At 49.3% G+C, this 15,576-nt stretch carries 5 protein-coding genes; 2 read left to right on the top strand and 3 right to left on the bottom strand.

All coding sequences use genetic code 11. The features are described from left to right. Positions 1 to 73 precede the first annotated feature (73 nt). From QUA10_RS07870 to QUA10_RS07860, 3 genes are all read right to left on the bottom strand, one after another. A complete protein-coding gene (locus QUA10_RS07870; RefSeq protein WP_333082122.1) occupies positions 74 to 1,336 on the bottom strand; it encodes an MFS transporter in 1,263 nt (420 codons plus the stop codon). 325 nt (positions 1,337 to 1,661) lie between these two features. After that, the gene (locus tag QUA10_RS07865; protein ID WP_333082123.1) at positions 1,662 to 2,804 is read right to left on the bottom strand and encodes a PepSY-associated TM helix domain-containing protein; all 1,143 of its coding nucleotides are present in this window, start codon (positions 2,802 to 2,804) and stop codon (positions 1,662 to 1,664) included. A gap of 435 nt (positions 2,805 to 3,239) precedes the next feature. Beyond that, the gene (locus QUA10_RS07860) at positions 3,240 to 6,050 is read right to left on the bottom strand and encodes a TonB-dependent receptor domain-containing protein (protein WP_333082124.1); all 2,811 of its coding nucleotides are present in this window, start codon (positions 6,048 to 6,050) and stop codon (positions 3,240 to 3,242) included. 126 nt (positions 6,051 to 6,176) lie between these two features. On the opposite strand from QUA10_RS07860, the gene QUA10_RS07855 reads away from it, so the two are divergent. Next, positions 6,177 to 6,356: a hypothetical protein gene (locus QUA10_RS07855; protein WP_333082125.1), complete on the top strand. Its 180-nt coding sequence runs from the start codon at positions 6,177 to 6,179 to the stop codon at positions 6,354 to 6,356. Between the two features lie 499 nt (positions 6,357 to 6,855). Then, on the top strand, positions 6,856 to 15,501 hold the full coding sequence (locus tag QUA10_RS07850) for an amino acid adenylation domain-containing protein (RefSeq protein WP_333082126.1): 8,646 nt from the start codon (positions 6,856 to 6,858) through the stop codon (positions 15,499 to 15,501). Positions 15,502 to 15,576: the final 75 nt, after the last annotated feature.

Raw genomic sequence — 15,576 nt, 5'->3', positions numbered from 1 at the left:
ATGATTTCGATGCAACCGGAAACGATATAACGGATGTCAGGAAGAAGGAAGAAGACCTTTTTCCGTTTCCCCTTTACGCATCGGGCAACTGTCGGCAAGCATACCCACCGACTGCAACGAGGAATAAGCCTAGCGCGGAGATAGCGTATAACAAAGCCATGCCAGCACCGGCACCTGTCCCGATAATTGGGCCAAAAATAGCTGCTAAAAAACCTCCTGGTTGCATGGCGGGTTCAAAGACGCGATCGGCAAGCGGCCCTGCGATCAATAAACCGATCGCTGACGCCAATTGCACGATAACTGCTCTGGTAGCAAAAACACGCCCCTGTACTTCTGGTGCGACTTTCGCCAGCCAGATTGCCTCGTTGGAACTGCCGAGGATGGGAAAATTGAAAGACGAACAAAATTGAGCGGGAATCCAGATGGAAAGCGCCTGACCGAAAGCAAAGACTATTTTACTCAAGCCCGCGCCTGCCATGCCGAGCAGAAAGCCCCGGATTCGGCGTTTGGGACCGCCCCAAATACTGACGATTGATGCTCCTAAAACGCCGCCGGCGCCGGCGGCTGAAAGGATAGTACCGAGGATTCTGGCATTGTTGCCGGTGCGTGCCAGTATCATCGGTGAGTAGAGGGCCGCGCCGATGTCGTGAGCGAACCAGAATAGCGAAACGGACACCAGCAAGGCAAGCAGGCTGGGACGCTGGATGATGTAGCGGAATCCGAAGCTGAGTTCTTGCAATAGGTGAAAGCGAGTCGGCTGGGGATTGGAGGCGATCGCGGGCTGGGGTATTTTGACAGATACTAGGGTGGCGATCGCGATTGTAAAAGTTGCCAGGTCGATCGTAAAAATCCCGCTCAACCCGATCGCAGAATAGAGAATCCCCGCCAGCGTCGGAGCAATAATACTCGCGCCGTAATTTGCCAAAAAACTTAAACTGCTAGCACGGCTGTAATGCTTTTCTGGCATCACTGTGGCGATCGCTGCTGAGTAAGCTAATTGCTGAATTTGGTCAAAAATTCCGTTAATCGCAGCCGCTACATATATATGCCATATTTGCAGGTTTTGGCTGATATAAAGTAATAGGATAGCGAGCGTTAACAAAGCTGAAACCGCATCGCCGATCCCCATCAAAAATTTTCGATTCCAGCGATCGACGAGAATGCCAGCAACCGGAGCAAGCAAGATGCGCGGCAATTGAGTAAAAAACATCAACAAAGCCAAAGCCGTCGCTTGACTGGTGGACTCCCAAATCCAAATAGTCAGCGCAAACCCGGACATAGCGCTGCCAATCATCGAAGCAGTTTGTCCGAGCCAGAGTTGAATAAATTTTTGCATTAAAGAAGCGATTGATAGGATTTAAAATTCAGAGGAGCTGGTTTTTTAGGCAGGATAATCATATCAATTCCGGTTGCCTCGAAATAGTCAAATCCAGTCAACAGTAAACAATTTCCGAGGGAGGGTGAAACCGGACTCGATTGGATTTATCTGCGTTAATCTGTGTTAATCTGCCTGTATCTGCGGTCAAAAAAAGATAATTTCTCGAACCGCAGATGAGAAGAGATTGACGCAGATTCACGCAGATTAAGAGAGGAGAGATAGGAATAATTCCGATGCTAACAGATTTGATATCACACCCGCATTAAACCGAAGGCCGCTATCATTAAAACCAAGGCCATTGCTGGCTAAGTGGAGATAATTCTTCATATTGCTGTCTCGCCTCGCGGTAAAATTTCGCCAAATGCCGCTGCCGCCACATCATTACACCCGTAACAAACAGTACAATCGCTGGTAATCCGGCGATCGCGTGTACAAGTCGCAAGTAAATTCCGCCATAGCTGCCAATATGTAGCGGATAAAGCGAGTTGAGAATTCGATTTGCTACAGAAGCTGAATTTACACTGTCAGCTTGCAATATTTTGCCACTATATTGGTCGATATAAATGGTGCTAACCCCGTTTGGGTGCGGCTCATTGGGAAATTTTTTCCGTACTTTAAAAATTGCTTCAGGCTTCAAAGGTAGAGAAATAAAAGTGGTTTTAGCTTCCGGCCAAACGGTATTAACTTGGTGTAATATTTCGTCAATGTTTTGCCTCGAACTGCTAGAGTGGGGATGAGAAGTCAATGCTGGCTGGGGCTTTTCATTGGTTAGCCAATACAAAGTCGATTCAACAGGCGCGTAAAAAATTATCGCTGTCCCTGTAGCGGAGATGAGTATGAGAAAAGCGACCGATACAATGCCCGAAACGTTATGTAAATCAAATACAGTTCGCTGCCAGTGAGCTTTCCACTTAATAGAAAATCCGCGAGCCAAATTGCGCCAACCCGTCCAGAGTACCAAGCCAGTGAAAGTTAGTCCTAGCATTACTAAACCGCAAATGCCGACAACAAGATGACCGAATTCTCCTCCCGCTAATTCCGCGTGTAACGTAAAAATAAAACCTGTCAAAGTTTCTTTCCAAAGCCGCGCACCCGTAATTATTCCGCTGTAAGGATTGACATAAACGCTAACTATTTCCTCACTCTTTGACAGCATTGAAACTTGGCAAACATCCTTCGCTGAGCGTGGCAGCAAGATACTAAGAGCTTGATTTTGGGGATAAGCTTTTTCGACAATCTGCAGGACATTTTCCAGCGGTATCTGTTCGGCTTGAGGAATAACTTGCAGGATTTGAGGATTGAAGAACCGCTCGATTTCGGGACTGAAAACCAGCAAGCTACCCGTTAAAGCAATTACTGCTAGAAATATTCCTACCACCAACCCCAAATACAAGTGCAGTTTGAATGCGAGTTTGCGGAACTTCATCTCGAAATTTTCCTCGAAACCGTTATTTGTAGGGGGCGTGCCCCCGTGCCGACCCCTCCCCACCAACGAAATTCTAGGTATTTCAGGGATTGGGGCAGCCACGGGGGGCAGCCCCTACAAGAGAATGAAACAGCCCTGCGTTAGCAAGAGGAGGTAGATTTGTAACTAGCAACTTGAGTCTCTAGAGGGAGAGTACCCTTGTTATCATTCTCATAAAAACACCTGATAGCGACAGTTAGGGGGAGCATCTCATATTTGTAAAAACACTTCTGCTTCCTGCTTCCTTCTGACTCTTTCCTCCTGACTCCTGACTCCTGGCTCCTTCCAATTTCTAGATGGGCTGCTTTCATTGAGATGCTCCCCAGTTAGGTGGCCAGCGCTTACCTCACAAATCTCTACTTTTGCCTCAGTATGAAATCCCCAGGCGATAAATAATTACCAGTTAAGGCGGTAATTAACACTGAGAGTTAAACCTCTGCCTGCATAATTACCGCTGTCCGATTCAAATCCAGCGGAGTATTGCGAAATCACGGGAAAATATTGATTATTCAATAAATTCTCGACTTTGACTTGTAGCAGTCCCGATCCAATTTTAACCGCGCTGACGTAATCCAGTGTGAGATAGCTGCTAATCGGGCCGCCATCCGAGCCGTCTTTGAAGGCTTGATCGCGATTTCCAGAATATAATAACTGTAACCGATTGTTCCATCCCGGCAAAGTTTCGTTTTGAACATAAGCTGTTAGCTTGAGCGGTGGAATTCGGCTGCTATCGAGGGCGATGTAACGGTTGTCCTCCTCATATTGGCCTTGAATATAAGTAGCTGTCCCGCCGAGCGACCATGCTTGTGCAGGTTGCCAATCCACAGTCCCTTCTAAGCCATAAATGCGTTCTGGGGCGCGCTGTAGTTCCAGGCGGCCTGTGTTGCCAACTGGTTCAAAACGGACTCCTAGATCCGAGGTATTATAAAAAGCTGCAAGCGACATTTGCACGGATGGCCACCCTCCTCGAATGCCAATTTCGTAGTTGTTGACTTTTTGCGGTTGAGTTACTTCTAACGAAGATTCAATTCCGACAAAATTATCGGGGGGTTGGCGGAGGATGCGGCCGAAATCTGGAACTGAGAAACCTTGAGAAAAGTTGCCAAATACGTTGAAGGTGTCATTAATTTTATAGACAGCCCCTGTATTAAATAGGGTGGCGTTAAATTTGCGATCGCCTCCTTCGATCTGGCGCTCATTAAAAGTGGTATAATCATTGACGTTTAACCCGAGACGTTCGTGACGTATCCCACCACTTAAAATGACGATATCGTCAATATTCCATTCCATTTGACCGAAAAAGCCAAGGCTGTTGAAAGTGTAAGGAGGGACGAAAGGACGCTCGGAAATTTTCCGGTAAACCCGGCCGCCACTTGCGTCAAATCTCTCCGGGTCGTACAGGTCGAAACGCTGTCTGCTATCTTCAGTAACATAGTCAGATCCCCAAGTTAATCGAAGATTTTCGGCACGCGATAAAGGAGTGTTGATCGCAAGCCTTCCTCCTATTTGTTCGGTGTTGGTGCGCGAACGAGTAACACCGACAAACGGCCCAAAGAAATCGGAGGTGCGGTAATCTGAAGGAACACCTACATTGGAATGCGTTCGATAGTAAATTTGACTTTGAAGGCTGCTGCCAAAAAGGTTTTGGTTGGTGTAACTTAGGTTGAGGAGTGTATTCCTATTTCCCGGTGTTTCCCCGGCGATATCCAAATCTCCGGTTCGGATAGCGCGGGCTTTTTGCCGTCCTTCCTGTTCGTCAACACTAAAGTCGGGAATTACATTGGGATCTTGAGTTTCCCGATAGTGATTGACAGTTAGTTGCAGCCGCTGTTGCGTGTCCAAATCTACCCCGACTTTGCCCATGACGTTGAAGAGGGTGCTGCTATCTCCGCCGAGTTCAAAAAAGGGAATACGATCGCCTTTGGCATCGTAAAAAGCTCCACTTCTAGAGAGCGAGACAGTGCCGGTCATATCGAAATTGCCACTTCGGCCAGAAATCGTCTGCTGAGCGTTAAAGCCTAAAGCATCTCTTGTGTTTGTTAAAGCGCTACTGACGCCCACTTCAGTAACAGCAGTTAGCCTTTCCTCAGTTGGCCGACGAGTAATAATATTAATCACGCCACCTGTAGCCTGAGCGCCGTAGATTGCGGTAGACCCCCGCACTACTTCAATACGCTCGATCGCGCTGGGATCAATGTTTCTAAAATCTCTGACAAAAGATTGAAGATTAGTCGTTTGTGGCACGCCGTCAATCAGAACGGAAACATCGCGACCCCGCAAAGTTTGTCCATAAGTGGCAGTAGTTTGAGTCGGGGGCGCGAAACCGGGAACCTGAGTTGCCAGAGCTTCCCCGATATTTCTCGATGCCCCTGTGTCCCGCTGAAGTTCTTGTGAGTCTATCACCGTTATAGAGCGCGGCACGTTTGACACTCTTTCTGAGGTTCGTGTTGCAGTAACGACAATTTCAATCGGGGATCTCCCCGCCTGTGGCGTCCCTGGTGGCTGCGCTGTAGGTGGCAAGGGTTCTCCGGGTGTCCCAGGCGGCTGCGCTGTAGGCGGTAAGGGTTCTCCTGGCGTTTCTGGCGGCTGCGCGGTAGGCGGTAAGGGTTCTCCGGGTGTTCCTGGCGGCTGCGCGGTAGGCGGTAAGGGTTCTCCCGGCATCCCTGGTGGCTGCGCGGTCGGTGGCAAAGGTTCTGCGGGTATCTCTACCTGCTGCCCTGTCGATGGCAAGGGTGCTGCGGGTGTCCCCGGCCGCTGTGTTGTAGGAGCCGGTGCAGGCGGGCGAGCCGTCATCTCCGAGGTGGGTTTTAAGCTGAGAATCAGACCCGCAGCATTAGGAATCACCCGTGCCACTGGTTGACCCCTCTCGCCAATGACTCTGATTCGGATGCTGTTGTTATCTAAAGGAGTAACGGTGACAGAAGCAATTCCCGCAGCCGGTTTGTCTTGACGAAACTCATTTCCCCCCGGTAGTCGCAGTTGAGCGGTGATGGCATCAATTTGTAAAGTTTCGCCAAAGGTGGTGGTGAAGACTTGCAGGGGTCTTCCATCTTCAGTGTCTAGGATGATTTCAATGCCTTCTGACGTGGGGTTGAGGCGAACTGCCGTCACTTGCGCGATGTTGGAAGCGCACGCCGACTGAGCGACTACCGCCGATACGACTCCTGCCAGCCCAAGGCTACTTAATAATTTCTGCGATCTGTTCATTACTCTTAAATCAACAATTAATGGAACTTCGGATATGTGGTTTGCGTTGCTTGCACAACATGATTTGTGGCAGCGTTGCTGCTCTTGTCTGGCTCCTGAAACTGACCTACGGAAGATCCGGCCCAGTTGTCGGGCGCAGTTCGATCCGATTCTCCCGTCGCTAGTGGCATTTGTCTGGGAATACAGCAGGCGCGTGAGGGCGAACTCCTCAGTCCGGTGGCGCTCTGGACGATCGCCCACGGTGGACTACTTCCTCGGTTAAAGGAAGTAGTCGCTCGACGCTTAATGAGAAAGTGCCTTAATTAGATAACAGAGGACTTGCATCTGTCAAGAGTTAACTAATGAAAACTTGTTGCATTTTAATATAGGGGGTGTGACCCCTCGATATGGTTGTACACCACTTGCCTATTATGGTTTATTGTTAGGGCTAGACAAAGGATCACCTAAAATGCTATGGCAAAAGTTAGAAAAGATTGTCATATAGGCAATGATAGGAGTCAATAAATTCTCTCAACTACTCTTGACAATAAATATCATCTAGCCTACTATGCTTAAAGTCGATAGCCGTAAAGCCCCTGAAGCTGATATCGAAGCTGGCGCGGACTGAAATCGCCCCGGAGCCATTGCCGAACAGCCCGATCGACAACAAAACGTGAAAACAAGCGCTCATACCCGGATTGAAGACTCAAACACGCTGATGGGAGACTCGTAACGCCCGAAAACTGTTCACAGAACGTCTATGTGGAAAGAATTTGGCGGAACTGGTTGGCGTACTGCAAACAAGATTTATAGGTAAAAAGAATCGATGAGTGACGCAAACATTAAGGGAAACCAACTCACCGAAAGTTGTACCAATTTAGTAGAACTTCTAAAAAACAGAGCATTACACCAACCAGAGCAGAAATATACATTTCTGTTAGACGGAAAAACTGAAACCGCGAGTTTGACTTATCGAGAGTTAGATGCGATCGCCCGATCGCAGGCCGTGCGACTTCAGACATTGGGAGTCACTGGCGAACGAGCCTTACTGCTTTTCCCGCCAGGATTGGACTATCTCGCCGCCTTTTTTGGATGCTTGTACGCCAAAGCGATCGCGGTTCCCCTCTATCCGCCGAAGCTGAAACGGAATTTAGCGAAAATTAGTGCGATCGCCAAAGACGCAGGAGCAAAAGTTGTGATCGCTCCGGCGCGACACTTGGAAAATTTAGAGCGGCTATGCGATCAAGCGCCGGAACTCAAAGGGCTGCACTGGTTGACAGCAGAGGCGCTTGCCGATGACGGCAAAAAGTGGCAGCAGCCACCCATCCATCCCAACGAAGTGGCTTATCTTCAGTACACCTCCGGCTCAACCTCTACCCCCAAAGGCGTAATGGTGAGCCACGCCAACGTTTTGTACAACATCGAATACATTCACCTAGGCTTTGACCACGATGCCGAAAGCGTTGCCGTAACGTGGCTTCCCCCCTTTCACGACATGGGGTTAATTGACGGATTGCTCAAACCTTTGTATCTGGGAATTCCCTCTTACTTCATGCCGCCAGCGGCGTTTATTCAGAACCCGATGTGCTGGTTGGAAGCGATTTCGCGATACAAAGCTACCCACAGTGGCGGGCCAAATTTTGCTTACGACTTGTGTGCCAGCAAAATCAGCAAAATCTTGGGCGATGGCCAAAAAATGCTCGACTTGAGTAGTTGGCGCGTGGCCTATAACGGCGCAGAACCCATCCACAAAGAAACCCTAGAGAGATTTACCAAAGCTTTTGAGCCCTGCGGTTTTCACGCCGATGCCTTTTGTCCTGCTTACGGAATGGCAGAAACCACGCTAAAAATTGCCACGGTTGGCAGCGGAATAACACCGACTTTCTTACCTGTTGACGCTGGGGCGCTGGAAAATAATCACATTGTAGAAGTTGGCGAAGGCGAGGGGGGCGCGAGAACTTTAGTCGGCTGCGGTTTCCCTGAATTTGGCACTCTAGTTGCGATCGTCAATCCCGAATCTCTGACGCAATGCCAGCCGCAGGAAGTCGGAGAAATTTGGGTAGCTGGCGAAACAGTTGCGCGAGGCTATTGGAATCGCCCAGAAGAAACAGAAAAAACCTTTCAAGCATATCTTTCAGATACCAGTGAAGGGCCATTTTTGCGAACTGGAGATTTAGGCTTTTTACGCGATCGAGAACTGTTTATTACAGGGCGACTCAAAGATTTAATTATCATCCGAGGTCGCAATCTTTACCCCCAAGATATAGAAAGAACTGCAGAGCGCAGCCATCCCAGTTTGCGGCAAGGGGCGATCGCGGCATTCTCGGTGGAAGTCGCAGGGGAAGAACAGCTCGTTATCGTACAAGAATTACAATCTCGCAAAGCGCCGGATAATGCCGAGGAAATTATCAGCGCCATCCGATCCCGCATTGCTCAAGAATATGAAGTGCAAGTTTATGAAGTAGTGCTGATTAAGCCCGGAAGCATTCCCAAAACGACCAGCGGTAAAATTCAACGTCGCGCCGCCTGTGCTGACTTTCTAGCTGACAATTTGGAAGTTGTCGCCAGTAGCGTTTTAGAGTTAGCTGATTCGGTGGAAATCGACAATCAACTCACGCGAGAAATTCTGCTGACAGCCGAGTTAGAAGAACGGCAGTCGCTTCTTGAGGCTTACCTTTGGCAGCAGGTAAACCGCCGGGGAATGAATTCCCCGGCTAATAGCCAAAGTCGGCTAAAGGCGACTGAAGAGGAATCTTCAATCCACTTCAGTGCCAACGAGAAAACACAAGATATTATAGATCGACCGCTCAGTAGCTTTGGGCTAGATTCTTTAAGAATTTTTGAGTTAAAAAATCAAATTGAGAGTGACTTGGGCGTTACTGTATCGGTTGCCGATTTGTTTGAGGATAGGAGCATTGCTCGACTGGCAGTGCAAATTCTAGAGCAACTGACAGGAAATACCAAAGCAGCCGTCATTGAACCTGTTTCTCGATCGCGCCATCTTCCCCTGTCTTTTGCCCAAGAGCGCTTGTGGTTCTTCGACCAATTGGAACCGGGAAATCCCTTCTACAACCTCTGCGGTGCGGTTCGGATGACGGGGCAACTTAATGCAGAAGCACTCAGGCAAAGTATTGAGAAAATTATCGATCGGCACGAGGTTTTGAGAACTGCATTTGCCGCTGTGGAAGGGCAACCGATACAGGTTGTCGCTGCTGCGGGCGATTGGACGCTGCCGCTGATTGATTTGAGCGATCGCTCCCCAGACGAACGCGAAAAAGCAGCGCAAAAACTGTCTGCCGAAGCAGCACAATTACCCTTTGATTTAACTCAACCAAATCTGCTCTGTGCCAAACTACTGCGCCTATCAGAAATAGAACATACTCTGCTTTTATCCGCCCACCATATCATTTTTGATGGCTGGTCTTTGGGCGTATTTTTACGGGAACTAGCTGCCTTTTATGAAGGTTTTACTAATAAAAATTTAGCCCCGCTTCCACCGCTGCCAATTCAGTATGCAGACTTTGCAAGTTGGCAGCGCCAACAAATGCAGGGAGAAATATTAGAAACTCAACTTACTTACTGGAAGCAGCAGTTAAGTGGCAGTGCAGCGGTTCTAAATTTACCAACAGACTTTTCTCGTCCCCCTGTTCAAAGTTACAAGGGAGGTCGGGAATTATTTGAATTGCCCGAACAGTTAACCGAGGCAATTAGGCAATTGAGTCGCCGCGAAAAAACTACTTTCTTTATGACATTGCTGGCAGCATTCAAAACACTGCTTTACCGCTACACGGGGCAAGAAGATATCCTCGTCGGTTCACCAATTGCCAGCCGCAACAGCAGCGAAACCGAATCATTAATTGGATTTTTTGTCAATACTTTAGTCCTGCGATCGGACTTAACCGGAAATCCAACTTTTCGAGAGTTGCTGAATCGAGTGCGAGAGGTTGCATTAGGCGCTTACGCGCATCAAGATGTAGCATTTGAGAAGTTGGTAGAAGAATTGCAGCCGAATCGAGATTTAAGTCACTCGCCTTTATTTCAGGTGATGTTTGCCTTTCAAAATGCCTCTGAATTAGCCTTAGAATTGCCGGATTTAAGCTTGAACTGCCAACAGATTCACAGCGGCACAGCAAATTTCGATTTAACCCTGGAATTAGAAGCCACAGCAACAGGTATTAGAGGCTGGTTTGAGTACAGCCTAGACTTATTTGAAGCGGCTACAATCGCGCGAATGGCGAGGCACTTTCAGAACTTATTAGAAGGCATCGTTGTGAATCCCTCCGCGCGTCTATCAGATTTGCCCCTGCTTGCAGAAACAGAACGCCAGCAACTTCTATTTGGGTGGAATAACACTGGGATAAATTACTCCCAAAATGAGTGCATTCACCGTTTGTTTGAAGCGCAGGCTGCGAAAACGCCTGATGCGGTTGCGGTGCGATTTGAATGCCAAAGTTTGACTTACCAAGAATTAAATAATCGCGCGAATCAACTTGCCCATTACTTGCACCATTTCGGCGTAAAACCAGATGCCATAGTCGGTGTTTATATGGAGCGATCGCTCGATGCGGTCGTCGGAATCTTAGGCGTATTAAAAGCAGGGAGCGCTTATTTGCCCCTCGATCCGAATTATTCCAAAGAACGTCTTAATTTCATGTTAGAAGACGCTGGAGTTCACGTATTGCTAACGCAAGCACAATTAGCCGCAGACTTGCTAGTCCCCAATATTTCCGCGATTTGCTTGGATGCAGAATGGCAGACAATCGCTCAACAACATCAGTCAAATCCTGATAGCGCCGTTGGGTCAGAAAACCTAGCGTATATCATCTATACATCCGGGTCTACTGGCAAACCAAAAGGAGTGATGGTGCAGCATCACTCTTTGGCGAATTATACGCAGGCTGCAAGTGTTGAATATGGCATTGAACCGAGCGATCGCATTCTTCAATTTGCTTCCCTCAGCTTCGACGCCAGCGCCGAAGAAATCTATCCCTGTTTAACGCGAGGCGCAACTTTGGTACTGCGCGGAAATTCCATGTTAGACAGCATTTCTTCCTTCCTGCAAAAATGCCGGGAATGGCAAATCACCGTCTTAGATTTACCAACCGCTTACTGGCGCGAATTAACTGCCAGACTCAGCATCGAAAACGCAGAATTTCCCCCGTCAGTGCGCTTGACAATTATTGGCGGAGAAACCGCACTTTCAGCATCGCTGAATCAGTGGCAAAAGTGCGTATCAGAAAAAGTGCGGCTCGTCAATACTTACGGCCCCACAGAAACAACCATTGTCGCGACGTGGTGCGACTCTTCCTCCTCTTCTTCTCTCCCCTCTGCGCCCTCTGCGTCCTCTGCGGTTAAAAACTCTAAAAACTCCGCAAAAACCTTGCCAATTGGACGCCCGATTCCAAATGCCCGCACCTATGTACTCGATGCTAATTTGCAACCCGTACCGATCGGAGTCTCCGGCGAACTTTATATCGGAGGTGCGGGCGTTGCCAGAGGCTATCTCAACCGTTCGGATCTGAATCGAGAAAAATTTATTCCCGATCCTTTTAGCAGCAAACAAGGCGATCGCCTTTACAAAACAGGCGATTTAGTCCGCTATCTCCACGACGGGAATTTAGAATTTCTCGATCGCACCGATCGCCAAGTGAAAATTCGCGGTTTCCGCATAGAGTTAGGAGAAATCGAATCCGCACTCAGCCAACATCCAGACGTGCAAGAAGCAGTCATTCTGGCCCATGAGGAAGATTCAGGCAGCAAGCGCTTAGTTGCTTACCTCGTTTTAAACTCAGCACCCAGCATTGGCAACTCTGCACTGATTAAAAATCTGCGTTCTTTCCTCCGGGAACAACTGCCAGATTATATGGTTCCTGCCAGTTTCATGTTTTTAGAATCGATGCCGCTGACGCCAAACGGCAAGGTAGATTTTAAGGCACTTCCCGCACCGGAAACCAACAGGTCAAACGCAGATTTTATCGCACCTCAAACTTTAGAAGAACAAGTATTAGCTGATATTTGGGCAGAGGTTCTGGGTTTAAAACAGGTGGGAATCAATGACAATTTCTTCGAGTTGGGAGGTCACTCTTTGCTGGCAACTCAACTGATTGCCAAGGTGCGCGATCGCTTTCAAGTCGAGCTATCATTGCGCTGCTTGTTTCAATCCCCTACAGTCGCCAGTCTGGCAGTTGCGATCGCACAAGCTAAGAGCCAGCAGTCGCCCGAACCCCTGATTTCACTGCCCGCGATCGCCCCCGCTCCTCAAAATCGCTACCAACCATTTCCGCTCAATGAAATGCAGCAAGCCTATTGGATCGGGAGAAATAGCTTTTTTGAAATGGGCAATGTTGCCATTCACGGCTATGTAGAAATTGAGAGCGACGAGTTAGATTTAGAGCGGTTTAGCCTCGCGTGGCAGCGAGTTGTAGAGCGCCACGATATGCTGCGGGCGATCGTACTTCCGAACGGACAGCAGCAAATTCTGGAAAACGTACCCGCTTATAAAATTGAGGTTTTGGATTTGCGCTCGCTCGCTCCAGAGGTTGCCGGCGAACAACTCGAAGCAATCCGTGATCGCCTTTCTCACCAAGTGCTGCCGCTCGATCGCTGGCCGCTGTTCGAGATTTGCGCTTCCAAAATTAAGGGGCGCCGCACCCGGCTCCACATCAGCATTGACGCCTTGTGCATAGATGGCTGGAGTTTTCAAATTTTGTTTGGCGATTTGGTACAGTTTTACCGCAATCCCAATACTGCGATCGCGCCCTTGCAACTGTCTTTCCGCGACTGCGTGTTAGCCGCGATCGCCTTAGAAAACTCCCCATTTTACCAGCAATCCTTAGATTACTGGCTCCCTCGCCTCAAAACCCTGCCACCAGCGCCGGAATTGCCGCTCGCCAAACACCCGAATTCCTTAACGCAGCCGCGATTTAAACGCTGGAGTGATCGCTTAGACTTGCAAACTTGGCAGCGCCTCAAAACGCGCACAGCTCGCGCCAGCCTGACTCCTACGGGTTTATTGCTGGCCGCCTATGCTGAGGTTCTCGGACTGTGGAGCAAAACGCCTCGGTTTACCCTCAACGTGCCGCGCTTCAATCGCCTTCCCCTGCACCCTCAAGTTGAGGAGATTATCGGAGAATTTGCCTCCTTTACTTTGCTAGAAGTAGATAACTCCAAGCGAGAGAGTTTTGAAACGCGGGCCAAGCGACTGCAAGAACAGCTTTGGCAAGATTTAGAGCACCAGTACGTCAGCGGGGTGCGCGTTTTGCGAGAACTCGCCCAAGCGCAAGGCACCACCTCCGCGCTGATGCCGGTCGTGTTTACGATCGATCCGCAAAACGCGCCTGGGGAAGATTCCTCTATCTTTTCTCTCATTCAAGAATTGGGAGAACTGGTTCACATCATCGGTCAAACGCCGCAAGTTTGGATAGACGCGCAATTTACCGAAACCGCCCAGGGGCTTTCTTTTAGCTGGGATGCGGTGGAAGAACTCTTCGGGCCAGGGCTAATCGACGATATGTTTGAGGCTTACTGCCGCCTGTTGCAGCGCCTGGCAAGCTCGGAGTCAGCTTGGCAAGAAGAGGCGCAGTTGCAGCAGCAAGCCGTCGCTAACGGCATCGAAGCACCTATTCCCGATGTATTGCTGCACGAACTGTTTGCTCAGAAAGTCGCCTTGCGATCGCAGCAATCCGCCGTGATTACTTCAACGCGCACCCTTACTTATGAGGAACTATACCGGAGCTCGAATCAAGTCGCTCACCGATTGCGGAAGCTGGGAACTCGCCCTAACCAGTTGGTTGCCGTGGTTATGGAAAAAGGATGGGAGCAAATCGTCGCTGTGCTGGGCATTCTGGCATCCGGGGCCGCTTATTTGCCCGTAGATGTGGCGCTACCAAAAGAGCGGCTGTGGTATTTGCTGGAAAATGGCGAAGTTGAGATTGTTTTGACGCAATCTCAGTTAAATCAGCGATTGGAATGGCCGGAAAATGTGCGGCGAATTTGTCTCGATACCGACGAATTGGTGGCCGAAAGCAGCGAAGCTTTGGAGTCGGTGCAGGAACCGGAAGATTTAGCTTATGTGATTTATACTTCCGGCTCAACTGGCTTGCCGAAAGGCGTGGCGATCGCGCACCGAGGTGCAGTCAATGCGATCGCTCAGACCAACCAAGTGTTTAATGTGGCCGAGTGCGATCGCGCGATCGCAGTCACCGCACTGCACCACGATATGTCGGTTTACGATATTTTCGGCATCCTAGCAGCCGGGGGAGCGATCGTCATTCCCGATGCCGCACAACGGCTAGACCCCGCTCACTGGACTCAATTGATGGTAAAAGAGCGCGTCACCATTTGGAACTCGGTTCCGCCGATGATGGAAATGCTGCTCGATTACGCTGCCGGACGTTCTGAGGTTTTGCCAGAGTGCTTGCGCTGGGCGTTTCTCGGCGGAGATTGGATACCGATAACGCTGCCTCAGAGGTTGAGGGCGATCGTCAAAGGATGCCGAGTTGTCAGCGTCGGCGGGCCAACCGAAACTACCCTTTGGAATATTTGGTATCCGGTAGAAACTGTTGATCCTTCTTGGAAGAGCATTCCCTATGGCAAGCCGATCGCCAATACACGCTATTACATTTTGAATGAAAGGCTAGAAGACTGTCCCGTCTGGGTTGCCGGCGAGATGTGCTGTGCCGGAGTTGGACTGACAAAAGGATACTGGCGGAATGAAGAAAAAACTCGCGCCAGCTTCCTCACGCACCCCGTCACGGGCGATCGCTTGTACCGAACGGGAGATTTAGGGCGCTTCCTCCCGGACGGCAATATCGAATTTTTAGGACGAGAAGATTTCCGCCTTAAAATTCGAGGATTCCGCATCGAAGCCGGAGAAATTGAAGCTGCTTTGAACGAGCACCCAGCAGTCAAGGCATCCATTGTCACCGCATTCGGAGAAAATCACAGTCAAAAGCGCTTAGTAGCATATATCGTTCTCCAACAAAAGGCTGTCCTGGCGGTTGAAGAATTGCGCCAATTCCTGAGCGAAAAACTGCCCGATTATATGGTGCCTTCTGCATTTATAATTCTGGACGCGCTGCCACTTTCGGCGAACGGCAAAGTTAACCGCAAGGCTCTACCAAAACCGGATGCCGCAATTCCAGAAACAAAGATTTTTGTCGCACCGCGCACTCCTATTGAGGCAATGTTAGCGAGCATTTGTTGTGTGGTTCTCGGCCTTGAAGAGTTAAGCATTACCGATAACTTTTTTGAACTAGGAGGAAATTCGCTGCTGGCAATTCAATTAGCCGCAAAGATACGAGAAGATTGTCAGCTAGAATTGCCTTTGTGCGATATTTTTGCAGGGCGATCGCTAGCCGTACTTGCAGAAAAGATTGCTGAAGCAAAAAGCAAAAACGCGACAGTTGAAGAACCCGCGATCGCGCCTGTTTCGCGAGCGGCGTACCGCATGAAATTGTCCTCTTTGCGCTAAGCACAAATCAGTGATGAGTCATGGGATTGCAGCCCATAACTCATAACCAATCCCCAAATATCGGCGGCAATCCCA

The organism is Microcoleus sp. Pol8_D6 (genome assembly GCF_036700965.1).
Lineage (GTDB): Bacteria > Cyanobacteriota > Cyanobacteriia > Cyanobacteriales > Microcoleaceae > Microcoleus.
Note: the sequence above shows the minus strand (reverse complement) of the source record. Positions and strands in the feature narration are given on the sequence as shown.